Source organism: Pelotalea chapellei, from assembly GCF_018531195.1.
Taxonomy (GTDB): Bacteria; Desulfobacterota; Desulfuromonadia; order Geobacterales; family Pseudopelobacteraceae; genus Pelotalea; species Pelotalea chapellei.
In genome coordinates this window covers 1-17,088 of the sequence record NZ_JAHDYS010000003.1, presented here as the reverse complement: position 1 = coordinate 17,088, position 17,088 = coordinate 1, and the positions used below count along the sequence as shown (strand labels likewise).

Annotated in this window: 13 protein-coding genes; 12 read left to right on the top strand and 1 reads right to left on the bottom strand. The window is 52.4% G+C overall.

Features of this window, described 5'->3' with window-relative positions; genetic code table 11:
* Nucleotides 1-57: 57 nt before the first annotated feature.
* Nucleotides 58-3,210 carry a DUF4082 domain-containing protein gene (locus KJB30_RS03550; protein ID WP_214296567.1) on the top strand — a complete coding sequence of 1,051 codons (3,153 nt, stop codon included), beginning with the start codon at nt 58-60 and terminating at the stop codon, nt 3,208-3,210.
* Here KJB30_RS03550 and KJB30_RS03545 read toward each other — a convergent pair.
* Nucleotides 3,207-3,389 (bottom strand): hypothetical protein, encoded by a 183-nt coding sequence (locus KJB30_RS03545; protein WP_214296566.1) that lies wholly within the window; start codon nt 3,387-3,389, stop codon nt 3,207-3,209. The genes KJB30_RS03550 and KJB30_RS03545 overlap by 4 nt on opposite strands.
* A gap of 169 nt (nt 3,390-3,558) precedes the next feature.
* Between KJB30_RS03545 and KJB30_RS03540 the strand changes: the two genes are divergently transcribed.
* From KJB30_RS03540 to KJB30_RS03485, 11 genes are all read left to right on the top strand, one after another.
* On the top strand, nt 3,559-5,241 hold the full coding sequence (locus KJB30_RS03540) for a glycosyltransferase family protein (RefSeq protein ID WP_214296565.1): 1,683 nt from the start codon (nt 3,559-3,561) through the stop codon (nt 5,239-5,241).
* The gene (locus KJB30_RS03535) at nt 5,223-6,323 is read left to right on the top strand and encodes a glycosyltransferase WbsX family protein (protein ID WP_246545482.1); all 1,101 of its coding nucleotides are present in this window, start codon (nt 5,223-5,225) and stop codon (nt 6,321-6,323) included. Before KJB30_RS03540 ends, KJB30_RS03535 begins: the two co-directional genes overlap by 19 nt.
* A gap of 240 nt (nt 6,324-6,563) precedes the next feature.
* Nucleotides 6,564-7,520, top strand: a complete 957-nt coding sequence (locus KJB30_RS03530) for a glycosyltransferase (RefSeq protein WP_214296564.1) — start codon at nt 6,564-6,566, stop codon at nt 7,518-7,520.
* Nucleotides 7,513-8,724 carry a glycosyltransferase gene (locus tag KJB30_RS03525; RefSeq protein ID WP_214296563.1) on the top strand — a complete coding sequence of 404 codons (1,212 nt, stop codon included), beginning with the start codon at nt 7,513-7,515 and terminating at the stop codon, nt 8,722-8,724. Before KJB30_RS03530 ends, KJB30_RS03525 begins: the two co-directional genes overlap by 8 nt.
* Nucleotides 8,721-9,764 carry a glycosyltransferase family 2 protein gene (locus KJB30_RS03520; protein ID WP_246545481.1) on the top strand — a complete coding sequence of 348 codons (1,044 nt, stop codon included), beginning with the start codon at nt 8,721-8,723 and terminating at the stop codon, nt 9,762-9,764. Before KJB30_RS03525 ends, KJB30_RS03520 begins: the two co-directional genes overlap by 4 nt.
* A 34-nt stretch (nt 9,765-9,798) precedes the next feature.
* The gene (locus KJB30_RS03515) at nt 9,799-10,767 is read left to right on the top strand and encodes a glycosyltransferase family 2 protein (protein ID WP_214296562.1); all 969 of its coding nucleotides are present in this window, start codon (nt 9,799-9,801) and stop codon (nt 10,765-10,767) included.
* 18 nt (nt 10,768-10,785) lie between these two features.
* The gene (locus KJB30_RS03510) at nt 10,786-11,727 is read left to right on the top strand and encodes a glycosyltransferase family 2 protein (protein WP_214296561.1); all 942 of its coding nucleotides are present in this window, start codon (nt 10,786-10,788) and stop codon (nt 11,725-11,727) included.
* Between the two features lie 64 nt (nt 11,728-11,791).
* A complete protein-coding gene (locus KJB30_RS03505; RefSeq protein WP_214296560.1) occupies nt 11,792-12,823 on the top strand; it encodes a FemAB family XrtA/PEP-CTERM system-associated protein in 1,032 nt (343 codons plus the stop codon).
* Between the two features lie 286 nt (nt 12,824-13,109).
* Entirely contained in the window at nt 13,110-13,994 is an 885-nt protein-coding gene (locus KJB30_RS03500) for a glycosyltransferase (RefSeq protein WP_214296559.1), read from the top strand.
* A 258-nt stretch (nt 13,995-14,252) separates the two neighbouring features.
* Entirely contained in the window at nt 14,253-16,337 is a 2,085-nt protein-coding gene (gene xrtA / locus KJB30_RS17945) for an exosortase A (protein ID WP_246545480.1), read from the top strand.
* Entirely contained in the window at nt 16,324-16,977 is a 654-nt protein-coding gene (locus KJB30_RS03485) for an exosortase C-terminal domain/associated protein EpsI (protein ID WP_214296558.1), read from the top strand. Before xrtA ends, KJB30_RS03485 begins: the two co-directional genes overlap by 14 nt.
* The last annotated feature ends 111 nt before the right edge of the window (nt 16,978-17,088 follow it).

Below are 17,088 nucleotides of genomic sequence, written 5' to 3'. Positions count from 1 at the left end.
TCCCCGGGAGAGCGGCTGCAGGCACCGGTTTTAGCCGGTAAGGTTAAGGGAGGAAACATGCGCAAAATGATGACAGTATTAATAGTAATCTTCGGGCTGTTCACGGCATGTGCGGGAAATGCGCCACAGGCCAAGGCAGATGTACTCAACGGCCATGCGGTCGTACTTGATGCAAGCGGTAAGATTATCCCCTGGACCAAAGAGCCTGGACAGGCATATGGCCATGTGATGGATCTGGCCTGGGATTACCTGCTTAACCGGGTTCCCACGGCCAGCAACGGAAAGCCGTGTTACTACAGTTACAGTTACCTGCTTCCGGATACCCAGCAGCCGTATCCCTGGCCCCATAATCCCGCGGGGCTGTATGGCATGCTCATCGAATCGGCCCTCAAATATTACGGCTATTCCGGGAACATTGGACCGATGAACATTGCCCGTGATGTTGCAACAGCCCATCTTCAAAACGGCATGACCCCCGACGGCTGGGTCTGGCCGAATGTTCCCTACGCTAGCGGCGATGCCGGTTCCCTGGTCTACCGGGGTGCCGCCTACGGCAATGTCACCGGCCAGGGGGACGGCCAGGGAGTTATTCAGCCGGATAAGGTGGGTGAACTTGGGTTTGCCTGGCTGCAGCTTTACCGCTTTGACGGCAATGCCGATTTTCGTGATGCGGCAATCCGTGCCGCCGATGCACTTGCCCGCAATATCCGCCCCGCTACTGCCGATACCTCTCCCTGGCCCCACCGGGTCTATGCCCAGACCGGGGAAGTGCGCGAGAATTATAACGCCAATGTCATCGGTCCAATCAGGCTGTTCGACGGGTTGATCAAACTCGGACTCGGTAACACCGCCGCCTACCAAAGCGCCAGGGACAGCGCCTGGAACTGGATGATGAATTTCCCGATGCAGAATAATATCTGGTCAAACTATTTCGAGGATGATCCCATCCAGCCGGATAACAGAAATTTCGACCAGTACAGCGCCATGATGACGGCGCGCTATCTTCTGGAACATCCGGAGTATGATGCCGACTGGGAACACCACGTCCGGGACCTGATCGCCTGGGTGGAACAGATGTTTGCTGAGCCGGCCTATGGCGCCAACAGCATTTCCGAGCAGATGATCTTTCATCACCCCATGGGCAGCCACACCTCACGCTACGCTTCGGTCAATGCTCTTCTGTACTCTGCAACCGGAGATCTCCAGGCCAGGGATAAAGCATACCGCGCACTCAACTGGTCCACCTACATGGCCCGGCCGGATGGTGTGGTTATCGATGGCCCGGAAGTCAACAACCAGTGGTTCACCGACGGTTACGGCGACTACGTTCGCCATTTCATGACCAGTCTTGGAGCTGTTCCTGAATGGGCGCCGAAAGGGGAGAACCACCTGGTAAAGACTACATCCCTGATCCGCTCCATTGCATATGAGGTTTCAGGGATTACCTACACAACTGCCGACAGTGCTTCCACGGAGACACTGGTAATCAATTTCACCCCGCTTTCCGTGACCCTTGACGGCGGGACACTTCAACAGCGCCAAGAGCTCGATCAGGCGGGCTGGACGTTCGATCCTGAATCAAAGGTGCTGCGGGTGCGCCACGACGGCGGCACAACTGTCGTTATCAAACGCCCTGCGCCGTTGAAAATCGTTTCCCTGGCACCGGCACCGGAAAATATCGTTCTCACTGTCGGGAAGAGTCAGCAGATGACGATACGGGGCACCTTCGCCGATGGCAGTATCAGGACTATCACAAATGCAGTCTGGACATCTTCAGGGCCAGAAGTGGCCAGTGTGAGCAGCTCCGGCCTCGTCACGGCAATCACCCCCGGCACCGCGGTCATTTACGCCAGTTATGACGGAATCATATCCGGCATCAATCTGACAGTGCAGGCGATTGCGTTACCTGCAAGCGGGTCGACACTATGGCCTGCCACATCTGTCCCGGCTGTTCTTGATGACGGGCCCGACAGCCCGGTAGAACTGGGGGTTAAATTCCGTGCAGATTCCAGTGGGAGCATCAGCGGGATCCGTTTCTACAAATCAGCAACAAACATCGGTCCACATTCTGCCCGTCTTTGGAGCAGCAACGGTACACTGCTCGGCACTGCCAGCTTCACTAATGAGACTGCTGTAGGTTGGCAGCAGGCTGATTTCGCCACCCCGGTGGCGGTTACTGCCAATACCATTTATATCGCCTCCTACCATGCGGCAAACGGGCATTACAGCTACGACCTGAACTATTTCACCGGCAGCGGCAAGGATTCTCCGCCGCTGCATGCGCTGCCGAGCGGTGGGTCAGGAGCAAATGGCGTGTATGCTTACGGCCCTCCCGGCAGTTTTCCAATAAACGGATGGAATGACAGCAACTATTGGGTTGATGTGGTTTTCAGCGCAACGACCACATCCGCTGATACAACTGCTCCCGTAGTGACCTCCTTTGCAGTTCCCGTTAATTCTGCAGTATTGAGCGTACCGGTTACGACTCTGACTGCCGTAGATAACACCGGCGTTACCGCTTACCTGGTCACAGAATCATCCACTGCTCCTCTTCCATCCGCCGGCGGATGGTCTGCTACAGCCCCCGTCTCCTACACCTTTGGCTCTCCCGGAAGCAAAATACTCTATGCCTGGGCAAAAGATGCGGCCGGCAACGTGTCGGCCGCCAAGAGTGCCACGGTGATAATTACCATTCCGGTGCAGACAGGTTCCTCCTCCACCATCTGGGCAGCAACCGCTATTCCCGGCGAGCTCGATGCCGGAAAGGACAAACCGATAGAGGTGGGAGTGAAATTCTTTTCGGAGAAGGAGGGGTATATCAGCGGCATCCGTTTTTATAAAGCTCCCATTAATATGGGAACTCACACCGGTAGCCTGTGGAGCAACACCGGTCAACTGCTGGCCCGTTCCACTTTCACCAATGAATTCCCCTCGGGCTGGCAGGAGGTCACCTTTGCCTCACCAGTGCCGATTGCTGCCAACACTGTCTATGTCGCCTCCTATCACACAAATATGGGACATTACAGCAGGGACCGGTTCTATTTCGCCGGCAAAGGGGTAGATAATCCTCCGCTGCACGCTTTAACCGATGGCGCACCAGGTGGCAACGGCGTTTTTGCCTATGGTTCAGACAGCGTTTTTCCTGATCGGAGCTTAAACAGCTCCAACTACTGGGTTGATGTGAAGTTCATTCCGCTGGGAACTCGTTAAAAAGAAAGGCCCGGCTCAACGAAGAGCCGGGCCAGATTGCTGATAAATTCCCCGCTTCTGACAGATACTTTCTGCATGCCCCCGCCAAGAAACCTGAAGCGAGTCATCGAAAGACTCATAGTTTTAAAAGTAACACCGGTAACATTTTTGCGAACTGCCTTATCCCTGCCATTACTCATGGTTTTTTCCTCAAATCACTAATCCGAGCCTTTAAAATTTTTACCTCGCCAAAGAATGGCTTTCAAACTTAAGTGTCTGAAAGTACAGATAATTTATTTTGGCATGATACGTGGAAATGGTCCTGTAGATATGCTGCGTGTGGCCCAGCGGTACTGACCGGGAGAGTTAATGCGTTTTGCTGAAGAACGGCTGAAAATCAATGGTGCTGTTGCCACGTGGTGCATGCGTAATGCAGCACGCTGCAGAAGGCGCGGGCGCATTGAGGATGCATTGCAATGGTATCAACTCTCGGCCCGCGTAATGGCCTGCGAGTGTGTTCCCCTGGTTTCTCCGGAACTTGAAAAGCAGCTTGTGGAAATTGGTGCTGAATTGGAAACGCCAGAGAGAGTTTTCAAGGCGGGTCTACCAAGAAGGTGGTTACATGTGCTCACAGAGGTCCGCGAGGACGGGGGTCACAGTGCCATGCTTAAAAGGTGGATTCAGCACGATCCGCAGCAGAATGCCCACAGTATCGCACTTTTGTCACAGACCGTGCCGGTACCCTCTTTGTTGTCTGAATTAACCCGCTCCCGTAATGGCGAAATACATGAAATAGACGGTAATCAGACCATAACCGCCAAGGCCGGGATGCTGCGGGATCTCGTGATGAATAATGCCGATGTGGTCGTGCTGCATACCCATCCCTGGGATATCACGCCGACTGTTGCTCTAGCGCAGGCAGGCGGGCCGCCTGTGCTGCTGGTCAACCATGCAGCCCACATTTTCTGGGTAGGTGTTTCGGTGGCGGATGTGGTCCTGGATTGCCGGGTTTCACAAAAGGAAGACGAATGGACCGTCAGACACCGTAGTGTGTCCAAAATCATGCATCTTCCTCTTCCTCTTTCAGAGCCGTATGTCAGCCTGGCACAGAAGGCGGAAGAAGCCCGCAAGTTCAGAGATTCGCTCAATATTCCGCTGGATGCTCCGGTGATGCTGAGTGTGGGAATAGGCAACAAATATACTCCGCTTGAAGGTGCGAATTTCATCCAGTTGATGCGGTCCGTACTTGAGGCTGACCAACATGCATTTCTGGTGGTTGTCGGTCCTCAGGATAATGCCCATTGGGAGGAACTTCGGAAACATTCGGGGGGGCGTTTCATACTGGTTGAAAAGCAGCGGGATATAGCCATGCCGGTGTTTTTCCAGGCCGCAGACCTTTACCTGGAGGGTTTCCCCTTCGGTTCGACCACAGCGTGCCTCGAGGCGGCGCTGGCAGGTCTGCCGTGCATTCTGCCGCCGGTCGCCTGTCCTCCTCCGTTCACAACAGACGGTATTGCAATGGATCTGTTCGAGAGGGCAGCTGACATATCAACATATCTGGAGCGCATTCACCTGCTGCTGAATAACCGGGAAGAGCGTCTTAAGTGTGGAGAAAGATTTTCCCGATCCGTCCGTTCCCATCACTGTGGAACAGGCTGGGCGCGTTATCTTGCCGACATCCAGAAAAAGCTTCCCGATGTTCATCGCGTACGTTCGCTGCATGAGCAGGAACATGTAGACCCTGTTTATTCCGGTTACTGGACAGCGTTTTCCGCGCTGATCAATGAGGATCCCCTGGTGAGCACTTTTCGCCTGGCACGATCTTTGGGGCTGTCACCAAAGATCGATTGCAAACTTTTTCTGTGCCTTCTCCGTCATGGCTCGCGGGGGAGGAAACGAGGGGAACTGCCTACCTGGAAACTTGTTTCAGACACCTGTGTTTCTTATCTGATTGGCATGGCCAAGCTGGTCCGCAGATCGTGGACCACGGTTCGTCATGGTGCCGCCACTTTTTGTAATGGAGTCAGTACAAAATGCCCCATGGAAAAATGAAGCGAAAGCAGAAAAAAGCACGCCTGATAGCCTTTTATCTACCGCAATTTCATCCAACAGTTGAAAACGATGCCTGGTGGGGCAAGGGATTCACCGAGTGGACTAACGTCGGCAGGGCGAAACCGATGTTCCGGGGACATTACCAACCGCATGTTCCGGCTGATCTCGGCTATTACGATCTGCGCGTGCCGGACACACGGGCCGCCCAGGCGGAAATGGCTCGTGAACATGGAATAGAAGCGTTCTGCTACTACCATTACTGGTTCGGCGGCAAGAGGATTCTGGAAAGGCCGTTCAATGAGGTACTTGCGTCCGGGGAACCTGATTTTCCATTCTGTCTCTGCTGGGCAAACCATTCCTGGACCGGGATCTGGGCAGGAGCCCCGGGGCGGACCCTGATTGAACAGGTCTATCCAGGGCTTGAAGATCATCGGGCGCATTTCTTCACGCTCTTGAAAGCCTTCTCGGACAGCAGGTACGCAACTGTTGATGGAAAGCCGCTGTTTATGATCTACGACCCGACCAACATCCCGGACATCCTGATGTTGACCGATTTTTGGCGGGAGCTGGCCCATGAGGCAGGACTCAAGGGGCTCTACCTCGTGGCAATGTCGAGGGAAACCGGCTGGGACCCAAGAGAAATCGGATTTGATGCTTCGACACCCAAGGACCGCTTGCCTTTGTTGAGACTGGATGATCGTTCCAGGTTTGAGACAGTTAACCGGTTGAAAAGAAAGTATCAGCATATAACCGGCAGGCCCACCATCCATCACTATGAAAAAGTACTTTCGGCCTGGATGTACAAGGACACCTATGACTTCCAGGAGTATCCCTGCATTCTTCCCAACTGGGACAACACTCCGAGAAGCGGAGTAAACGGCATGGTACTTCATGGCTCCACTCCGGATCTGTTCAGAATTCCATTGAAAAATTCCATACGGCACGTTCAGGCACGGCCAATGGATCACCGGCTCGTTTTTATCAAGTCATGGAATGAGTGGGCGGAAGGAAATTATCTGGAACCTGATCTTAAATTCGGGATGGGGTACCTGGAAACCATCAGAGACGAGATCTTCGAATAAAAGGTTGTTGAAAAACAGCCACCTCGCCGCCGTCCTCGAATACCACCTTGTGCGGCGTAGCGCTGCTGCCCTCACCCAATCCCTCTCCCACAGGGAGAGGACAAGGCATGCTCTCCCCCAGCGGGGGAGAGATAGAGAGGGGGCTGCCTCCGCGGGGCATCCTCCGGGGACGACGATCTGACTATTTTTGAACAACCTGAGTTTTCCAACAGCTTCATAATCCTGGGGACAAGGATTGCCATGAAAATAAGCATCATTATCTGCACCTACAATCGATGCGCAAGTCTTGAAAAAACCATGGAGCGTCTTGCTGCACTCATTCCGCGTGCATCCTGCGAATGTGAACTACTTGTGGTGGATAACAACTCCAGTGACGACACCAGAGGGGTTGTTGAAAACTTCATTAACGGTCCTGAGGGGAACATCAGGTATCTCTTCGAAGGGCGGCAGGGAAAGTCATATGCACTGAATACCGCCATAGAGGCGGCAGAGGGAGATGTCCTTGCCTTTACAGATGACGATGTACTTGTTGACTGGAATTGGCTGATCAAAATACACGGCGCGTTCCAGGATGAGGGTATCTCCTGTGCCGGTGGCCGCATTGTTCCGCGGTGGGGAAAAAGATGCCCGCCATGGCTGACGCCTGAGCTGCATCCTTACCTGGCCTTGCTGGATCTGGGAGACCGAAAGAAGCGGATGACCGAGCCGATGCTGTGGGGCGCCAACCTGATCATCAGAAAATCCATGTTCAAAAAATATGGCCTGTTCGATGTCTCTCTCGGCCGAACCGGGGGCAAGCTTTACGGGAATGAAGAGATTGAGCTGATCCGGAATCTGATCATACAGGGCGAAGGGGTCTACTACCTGCCTGAGATCGTGGTGCAGCACTGCATCAATGAAAACAGGATGCAGAAGAATTATTTTCGTAAATGGATGTTTGATGCAGGCGAACTGGAGGGAATTCAGATGGGGCATTACCCGCATCGCAACCTGATGGGGGTCCCGTACTATATGGTCAAAGATGCCTTCACAACCGTAGTCGGATTTGCAAAAGACACGATGCGGCGCAAGCAGAACATTTTTCTTGACGAGATGTTTATGTGCAAAACGCTCGGCTTTATCAACGGCAGGGTCAAATACCACAGATCACTTGCTCCAATGACATCGGGCAGGGGCAGGGAGAAAGCACTTGAATAGTATCCAACCAGAAGAGATACGGGAAAAGATTCTGATCATTTCACCAACTGTGCCACGGCCTGACATGAACTCCGGCGATGTCCGTCTCTTTGCCATGCTCGGGATACTGGCGAAGAAGTATGAACTCTATTTTTTTGCCAAGGGAGTTGGAGCGGGTGACTCGGGCCACATTGCCGCACTTGAACAGCTCGGCATTAAAGTTTTTATTGAAGAACTGTCTCTCAAGCGACTGTTGAGGAATGAAATATTCAAGTTGGCGATACTTGAGTTTTATATGATCGCGGAATATTACCTGGATCGGATACGGATACTTCAACCGGAGTGCCGGGTGGTGATCGATTCGGTGGATGTGCATTTCCTGAGGCTCAAGCTGAAGCATGAGCTGTCGGGAGCTCCGGAGGATAATGAGGAGTATCTGAGTACCAGGGAGCGGGAACTGGCCATGTATCGCGGAGCAGATGCCGTCATTACGGTTACCGCGGATGATGCCGCCTCACTTCGCACAGTTGATCCCAAAATAAACTGTGAAATTGTGTCAAACATCCACCAGATCTGCCTGTGCGATGATCCTTTTATACCGGACACACTCATTTTCGTCGGAGGCTTTCTTCATGAACCGAATGTGGATGCAATGCTGCACTTCTGCGAAGACATATTGCCGTTGATCAGGCAAAGGAAGCCGGAAATTACGCTTACCATTGTCGGCAGCAACCCTCCTCCCCGGATCAGGTCCCTGGCAAATGACTACATCACTGTCACAGGGTATGTACCCGAGACAACCCCATATCTACATCGCAGCCATATTTCCATAGCACCACTTAGGTTCGGAGCCGGCATGAAAGGCAAAATTGGCGAGGCAATGGCACACGGGGTGCCGGTGGTTTCCACACCTGTCGGGGTTCAAGGGATGGGGTTGACCAATGGGAAAAACATATTGGTTGCCGAGTCTCCCCAAGCCTTTGCGAATGCTGTGATCGAACTGCTCGAAAATCCGCATCTGCATGCCGATATCCGCCGTAATGCTGTTCAGACCATTGAAGAGCGGTACACCTCAGCGCAGGTGGGACAAAGCATGCTTGATGCTGTGGAGCGGATATCCCGCATTCCGGCGAAAAAGATGAAAATCAGGGAGAAGCTGGCATTCATGAATGGCTACATCAACCGAAGAATCCGAACCGGTCTCTCGGCATGCAGAACACAATGAAGGAAACAGCAGCCATGCCGCGGGTCTTCATCATTGTCCTTAACTGGAACGGTGTTGCCCACACAATTGAATGCCTGGAGTCTCTCTCACGATTGAGCTATCCGGATTATGAAATTATCGTCGTTGACAACGGTTCCTCCGATGGTTCGGTCGAAACCATCCGGCGTGCTTTTCCGTGGGTGCTGCTGATCGAAAACAACCAGAACTTCGGGTACACAGGGGGCAACAATGTTGGCATGTACCACGCTTTGCAGCACGGGGCCGATTATGTCTGGCTGCTTAATAACGATACGGTTGTCGATCCTGATGTACTGGGAAAACTGGTCGCTGAGGCTGAATCATCTCCCGAAGTCGGTCTGATCAGCCCGCTGGTGCGGTACTACGATGATCCGGAGAAGGTCCAGTATATCGGTGCTTACCCTGACTTTGCCAACTTTGAAATCAATCCGGTAACAGATCCCTGTCAGCTGGATGATCCACAGATGCAGCGGCTTCTGATCCTGTACGGCACTGCGCTGTTTGTCAGAAAGAGTGTTATCGAAAAAATAGGTTTCCTGAAGGCGCGGTATTTTGCCTACCAGGAAGATTTCGACTATTCCCTGCGTGCTCTCCAGGCCGGCTTTAAAACCAGAGTCCTGATGCATGCGCACATTCTGCACAAGGAATCACAGACATCCGGAAAACGTTCTCCTTTCCATGTCTTTCTGATGACGCGCAACGTCTATTTCCTCTGGAAGGACCACCTCAGCGGATTCAGACGAATGGTGATGTTCTGGCATTACTTGAGCGTGATGATTGGACATCTGAAATATTTTTACGATCAAGAGGAAAAGCCAATTTTTAATGCATGCCTTGAAGGGGTCTGGGCAGCGCTCAGGGGCAAGGGTGGGGCACCGGATCAGAAAGGGGCGCTTCCTGTGTGGTTCAGGGCAGTCTTCAGATTGTTCATATCATGGCATCCCTATTTCTGGATCAACCTTTTCAAGGGCACCTTGGCCAGCCAGACCCGGACGAGGCTGTTCAAAACACTGAACAGCTGAAGAGACAACACTTAAGAGGCTAGAAAGGACGGCTATGCTGACAGTATCTGCAGTAATCGCGACCTACAACGGAACCCGTTACCTGGCCCAGGCAGTTGAATCGGCCTTGGCCCAGACTTACGAACTGCTGGAAATAATCGTGGTCGATGATGGTTCTCGGGAGGACATACGCTCCATCGTGGCCCCCTATGCTCCCAAAGTTAAATATGTACGGCAGGAAAACGGTGGCCCGGCGGCAGCCAGAAATCATGGGATCCGTATTGCCCGTGGAGATGTCATTGCTCTCCTTGATGACGATGATCTCTGGCATCCCACCAAAACGGCTGAACAAGTCAGGCTGCTGCAGGCACATCCGGAGTGCGCCCTGGTGTATTCATACCCGGAGCTGGTTGATGAAGAGGGAGCATTGATTCCCAATCAGGGCCCCCGGGAGTTCCCCAGCGGTTCGGTGTATCTGGATTTTTTGAAGAGCAACCGGATCAATTCTCCCTCAGGCACTTTGATACGTCGCGAAATATTCTCACGCGTCGGCTACTTTGATGAAAGCAGGGAGTGCATTTCCTGTGAGGATTATGATCTCTGGCTGCGGATAGCATGCAACGGTGAAGTGCTTTTCTGTGAGGGAAGTCTGTTCAGCTACCGGGTCCGAGGCACAGGCATTTCCCAGAACCTTGACAAACATCTCAAAGCCAATTTCTACGTTTTTAACAAGCTGATCTACCAGCATATCAAGGAAGCCCGCCTGTCTGACCAGGATTTCTGCAAAGCTTTTAATTTCAACATCCACAACACTTTGAAGCGTTTTGCCTACAAATATTATTTTTCGGCCACCAACCGCAGCAAGGCAAAAAGCCTGATGCTGGAGGCTCTTCAAAAATATCCGTACTGTCCGAAAGATATCCTTTATTTCTGCATCTTCTCAATGCCGGACTGGCTGTTCGAGAAACTGAGAAAGTTCAAGCAGAGCCTGTTTGCAGCTCGACTGACTCCAGATCTGAAGTAGCCACTCCGGAGAATCGTTATGCCACGTGTTTCGGTAATCACACCCACATTCAACTGTGCATCTTTCATAGAGCGCGCTCTTCAGTCAGTTGTGGATCAGACCTATAGCGATCTCGAGATAATAGTTGTGGATGACGGTTCAACGGATGAAACGGCGGCCCTGCTTGAGCGCTGGAAAGGCAAGGTCACGTACCTGTCCCAGTCCAACGCGGGGCCATCGGCAGCACGCAACCTCGGTATTTCCAGGTCTAATGGAGAGTTTATCGCCTATCTGGATGCGGATGACATGTGGTGTCCGGGCAAGCTCGAGCAGCAGGTGGCATTCCTTGACCTGCATCCGGAGTGTGGCCTGGTGCACAGTGACCTGTACATTATTGATGAGCAGGACAACCCCATACAGCCAAATTGGTACCAGCTTCGGCAAAATGCGGCAGTCAGCGGGCACTGTCTCAAAGCATTGCTCAAAGGATGCGCAATTCAGGTGCCTACGGTATTGGAACGTCGCAGCTGCCATGACAGATCCGGCGGGTTCGATACCCGCTTTCATCAATCCGAAGACTACCTGCACTGGATCCGAGCCGCCCTGAATGGTTATGCCGTGGGGTACATACCTGAGCCTCTGGCAATGTATCGCTGGCGCTCCGGCAGCCTCAGCAAGAATCATGTGGAGATGACCGAATCCATGATTCGCATGTTTGAGTTGCTTGTGGAGGAACACACGCTTCTTCAAGGGTCGGGAGCGGAAGCCGACCTGGTTCGAGGACGGCTGGATCAACTCCGCCGCTCGCTGCCCCATCATTACCGTCAGCAGGGTCACCACACTCTTGCCCGCCGCAAGGCTGCCTCCCTGATTCGCACCTTTCCGTACCACAGCGAACTTTATCTGGAACTTTTCAAGTCATGCGTGCCGTCTTTCATGGCCCGTGTGCTTAACAGGTTGCGTTCGGGCCTGAATTTCTGAAAATGCCGCTGCTTCCCCCCATTGTGATGAAGGCTGGCGGGTTGCGGCAGGATGGATGATCACAATGAAGATACGCGTACAAGGTTACGACAAGGATGGATCTGCCTGGGATTCCTTTGTTACCTCACAAAAGGCGAGCAGTAATTATCACCTCTATGGTTGGCGGGAGGTTATCGAGAAAAGTTTCGGCCACAAGACCTACTATCTGGCTGCCATGAAAGGTGACAACGAGATTTGCGGAATTCTGCCCCTTGTTCACATGAAAAGCAGGCTTTTCGGAAATTTCATGATCTCACTGCCCTTTTTCAATTATGGCGGTATGCTTAGTGATAATGAAGATGCGACTGGCCTTCTGGTAGCAGAGTCACGTTTGCTTATGGCCGGGCAGCATGCGGATTTTGCTGAGTTCCGCCACACGGAATGCTCAATGGATGCCGAAACAAAGCAGCACAAGGTCAGCATGGTCCTTGATCTACATGAAACAGCAGATAATCAATGGAAGGCTTTGGACAGCAAGGTTCGCAACCAGGTTCGCAAGGCTGAAAAAAGCGGTCTGACAACAGAGATTGGCGGCAGCGAGCTTTTGGACCAGTTTTACGAAGTGTTCTGCCGCAACATGAGAGATCTCGGAACCCCTGTATATGGCAGGAATTTCTTTCAGACCATCCTGGAAACCTTTCGTGATACGACCCGTATCATTATTGTCAAATGTGACGGCATAACGATAGCTGCGGGTCTGATGACCTGGTACAGGGATGTTCTGGAGGTGCCCTGGGCATCCTCGATCAGCGACTACAAGAATAAATGTCCCAACAATCTGCTCTACTGGGAGGCGATCAAATTTGCCATAGCCCAGGGGGCACAAAGATTCGACTTCGGCAGGTCAACTCCGGGGGAGGGTACCTTTTGTTTCAAGAAACAATGGGGTGCGAAACCGGTACCGCTCTACTGGCAATACCTGCTCAAGGATGGACAACAGTTGCCTGAGCTCAATCCCTCCAACCCGAAATATCGGATGGCGGTAAAACTCTGGCAGCAGTTGCCTGTGCCGGTGACAAAGATTTTGGGACCGGCGATTGTGAAGAACATTCCGTGATCTAACAGGTTGTTGAAAAACAGCCATCTCGCCGCCGTCCTCGAAAGCCACCTTGTGCGACGTAGCGCTGCTGCCCTCACCCAATCCCTCTCCCACAGGGAGAGGACAAGGCATGCTCTCCCCCAGCGGGGGAGAGATAGAGAGGGGGCTGCCTCCGCGGGGCGTTCTCCGGGTGCGACGATCTGACTATTTTTGAACAACCTGAGTTTCTCAACAGATACCTAATTCGCCTGCAGCACTTTCCTTCAAGTGAGAGGGTGGGACTGCACGCTTTTCGGAGATCATCATGTACCCTCAACCATGCCTGATTTCAGTAGATAATTCTGTACAACGAAATTGCTGCTACATCTCGGTGTTATCGACCGACAGTTACCTGGATGGGATTATGGTGCTCTATCATTCCCTGATGCGCACCGGTACCGACTATCCTTTTCTGCTCCTGATCAGCGACTCGGTATCCGAAGAATCACGGAAGGTGCTCAGCAACTGCGGCATCGAGTACAAGCTGATGCAGTGCACCATTGAAAATCCGACAGCCATAGCAAAAGACGATCATTGGGCCTTCACCTACTCAAAACTGGATATTTTCAGCCAGACCCAGTATGACAAAATTGTCTTTCTTGATGCGGATATGCTGATTGTAAAAAACATCGACGAGTTGTTTGATAAGCCGCACATGTCTGCGGTAAACGCAGGGGGAATGCTCCCGGAATATCGCCACTGGACCGGGCTGAACTCCGGTTTGATGGTTATTGAACCCTCATGTGAACTTTACCGTGACATGCTGGGGAAGGTTGGAAAGATAGAGAATGTGGAGAAAGGGGGAGATCAGGATTTTCTTCAGGCATATTATCCGGATTGGGATGGCTGCCAGGAATTGCATCTCGACCATGGCTACAACATGTTCCACTGCCACCTGGATAGGTACCGACAGTTTGGTTATGCAATTAAAGGGGGTAGGCGGCCTGTTAAAGTGATTCATTACATAGGGAGTGAAAAACCCTGGAATCTGGATAAGAAAAATTTTATTGGAATACTTCCATACGCCAAAAGAAAACTGAAAAAGTTGATTTCCTTCTGCTCAAAAAAACCTTTCAAGGATGAATTGCTGCTCGATTCACTGGGAATCTGGCATCATCTGTTCGAAGAAAATTTGGCTTCTTTTTCTTGAAATATGAAAAGAGTTAATTGAATTAGCCACAAATCTAACTTCGTAAAATTCTTAACATCACTCCACATCCCTGTCAGTTCAGCATTTTACTGACCTGCATCCGCTTACGAATCATCTGCTGTAACATGCTCCAGTCCCTCTGAATCCATCTAAATATCTGATAACCAACGATTTACCAGTGTGGCATCAAACGTGAAATACTTCTGCAATTGATCAACTCCACCTATGGAGCCTGTCGGGACTCCCTGGAAGATTCTATTGCCAGTATTGCAATCACAATTTCATTCGACATCCCATATCAGTCTTCCGCGTATCGGCAGGACCCTTCCACCAGTTGCAGTAGCGCTCGGCGTTCGGGACCTGCTCAGGGGACTCTTTGCAATCTTTCAAGGGGAAGGCGCTGTAGACCGCTTTGAGTCGGAGCTACGGGAATATTTCCGGGTAAGTCATTGTTGTGCTGTCTCTTCAGGGAAAACAGCCATGGTGCTGATCCTGAGGGCGCTCCACGATCTCCAGCCCGGCAGGGACGAGGTACTGATCCCCGCTTACACCTGTTATTCGGTTCCATCGGCAATTGTGCGGGCTGGTTTCAAGGTAAGGCTGTGCGATCTTGCGCCAGGGACCTTTGACTTCGATCATGATCACCTTCAGAGGCTCATGAATAACGAACGGCTCCTGGCGGTTGTTCCTACACATCTTTATGGCGTGCCGGCAGATGTGAACAAGGTACGAGACATGGCGCGGCAGAGCGGAGTTTTCGTTATCGAAGATGCCGCCCAGGCCATGGGAAATGAATGGAACGGAACAAAACTTGGTACATCCGGTGATGTGGGGCTGTTCAGTCTGGGGAGGGGCAAATGCTTCTCAACGGTAGAAGGGGGCGTCATCCTGACGGATAACGAACCGATTGGAAGAGCCATCGCTCGGCAGATGGCAGAAACACAAGCATATGATGCTGCAGGGTGTTTGAAACTTGCTTTGTACGCAGTTGCCTTGATGGTGCTGACTAACCCGTGGTTCTACTGGCTGCCCAGATCCCTGCCGTTTTTGAAAATAGGCCGGACCGAATTCGATACCGGTTTTTCGCTGGCCAGGCTGTCGTGGCTTCAGGCAGGACTTGCTTCTGGGTGGCAGTCCAGGATTGCCGGACTTAAGCAGATGAGGCGGCGTAAAATTCAGGATTTTATTGAAGAGGACATTCCGCTGATTTCCTCCTCCACTGCCGAAGTTCCGGACCTGCTCAGGTATCCTGTTCTGGCAAAGGATGCGGAGACAAAGGCGATGATCGTCAGCAGAAGCGATGAACTCGGGTTGGGTATATCTGGGGGATATCCTGAATCGATCGACCGGATTCCAGAGCTGGCCGACCAGTTCGATGGAGAATGCAGCTATCCGGTGGCCACGGAAACAGCTGCACGGGTTGTCTCCCTGCCGCTTCACTCCCATGTGTCCACGCGCGATACGACATTGATCAGCCATCTCATTCACGGAAGAACAGTTACTGACCCCATGTCGACGGAGGATCTCTTGAAAATCCTGTTGTTGATCATCCTATGGTGTGCTGCTTTTGCTCCGCTCTTTCCTGAACTTGTCAGGGATTGGATTGCCAATTCCGATAACTCCCACGCCTTTCTGGTGCCGTTCATCTCGCTGTTTTTGGTCTGGCAGCAAAGGGAACTTCTGCATGAGACTCCTACCGTCAGTTCTCCCTTTGGCGGGGCATTGCTTGCAGCCAGTTTGCTGACATACGTGGTGAGCAGCGCAGGGGGACTTGCTTTTCCAGCACGCCTGGCCATGGTTGCCTCTTTGTCAGGCCTTGCCTGGTTCTGCCTGGGGGGTAAAAAGGTCAGGCTCCTGGCCTTCCCGCTCGGCATTCTGCTGTTCATGGTGCCTATTCCCTATTCGCTGTTGAGCCTTGTTTCAGGCAGGCTGCAGCTCATGGCCACTCATATCTCGGAAAAGCTGATTTCCCAGTGCGCCATACCGGTATATCGGGAGGGGAATATGCTTTATTTCGTACAGACCCAGCTGGAGGTGGCGGAAGCCTGCAGCGGCATCAGATCAATAGTGTCACTGACCATGATCAGCCTGGTGTTCTGTTTTATGTCCCGCAAGGGATGGTGGCGCAAGATTTCGCTCATCCTGGCGGCAATTCCCATCGCCATTGCTGCGAATATCGTGCGGGTTACCGGTACCGGTGTGCTGGCACATTATTTTGGGGACAAGGTCGCCAAGGGGTTTTTGCATGAATTTTCCGGAATCGTCATTTTCATATTCGGATTCGCACTGCTTTTCAGTCTGTTCCATTTTCTGAACAAGGGGGAAGCCAATGATCTCCCGTAAAAGTTTTCTGGCCTCGGTCATTATGTTGCTCACGACCATTGCCCTTGTGGGTCTGGTCTTTGCCCGTCCAGAACCTGCGGTCGTACAAACCGGGCTGGAGCGTTTGCCGCTGAATCTGGCCGGTTATCATGCGATTGAAGATCGTTTTCCGGAAGAGGTGACCCGGGAACTGAACGCGGATATCTCCATTTACCGTCACTACCGGGCTGATGCCGGTACTCCCCTTAGTCTGTATGTCGGATATTACGGCACGGCCAAAGGGGGGCGCACCGGTCATAACCCCTATGCCTGCCTTCCAGGAGCAGGCTGGGCTATTGTTGACACGCGTACCGTGATGATTCCCCATTCCAATCAGACCACGGCTGACAAGGTCAATTATGTGCAGGCGCGTCGCGACGGGCTCAACACCGTGATGCTGCATTGGTATCAGACGTCGGGAACCAAAGTCTTGTCCACCGGAGTTGGACAGAACATCGAACGCATCAGGGGCCGGTTGCTCCGCAACAGGAATGATGGAGCTTTTGTGCAGCTTTCAATGCAGGTCCCTGATGATCAGGTTACTAACGCGGCAGCCAAACTTCAGCAGTTTGCAGGGAATGTTCTGGAGCAGCTTCCGAAGTACTGGCCGGTGGAGAGGTAGACGGCTGCATATTTCCCCCTCTCCCTAACCCTTGTATATTCAGAGGTAGAGGGTATGGTTTTCCTTAACAACGGTGCACGGGACATGGCAGCACGACTGCCCTCTGGGCTT

What these genes read in the sequence shown, in the direction of transcription:
- KJB30_RS03550 (WP_214296567.1), top strand. Translation starts at nt 58, where the DNA reads ATGCGCAAAATGATGACAGTATTAATAGTAATCTTCGGGCTGTTCACG.
- KJB30_RS03545 (WP_214296566.1), bottom strand. Translation starts at nt 3,389, where the DNA reads ATGAGTAATGGCAGGGATAAGGCAGTTCGCAAAAATGTTACCGGTGTT.
- KJB30_RS03540 (WP_214296565.1), top strand. Translation starts at nt 3,559, where the DNA reads ATGCGTTTTGCTGAAGAACGGCTGAAAATCAATGGTGCTGTTGCCACG.
- KJB30_RS03535 (WP_246545482.1), top strand. Translation starts at nt 5,223, where the DNA reads ATGCCCCATGGAAAAATGAAGCGAAAGCAGAAAAAAGCACGCCTGATA.
- KJB30_RS03530 (WP_214296564.1), top strand. Translation starts at nt 6,564, where the DNA reads ATGAAAATAAGCATCATTATCTGCACCTACAATCGATGCGCAAGTCTT.
- KJB30_RS03520 (WP_246545481.1), top strand. Translation starts at nt 8,721, where the DNA reads ATGAAGGAAACAGCAGCCATGCCGCGGGTCTTCATCATTGTCCTTAAC.
- KJB30_RS03515 (WP_214296562.1), top strand. Translation starts at nt 9,799, where the DNA reads ATGCTGACAGTATCTGCAGTAATCGCGACCTACAACGGAACCCGTTAC.
- KJB30_RS03510 (WP_214296561.1), top strand. Translation starts at nt 10,786, where the DNA reads ATGCCACGTGTTTCGGTAATCACACCCACATTCAACTGTGCATCTTTC.
- KJB30_RS03505 (WP_214296560.1), top strand. Translation starts at nt 11,792, where the DNA reads ATGAAGATACGCGTACAAGGTTACGACAAGGATGGATCTGCCTGGGAT.
- KJB30_RS03500 (WP_214296559.1), top strand. Translation starts at nt 13,110, where the DNA reads ATGTACCCTCAACCATGCCTGATTTCAGTAGATAATTCTGTACAACGA.
- KJB30_RS03485 (WP_214296558.1), top strand. Translation starts at nt 16,324, where the DNA reads ATGATCTCCCGTAAAAGTTTTCTGGCCTCGGTCATTATGTTGCTCACG.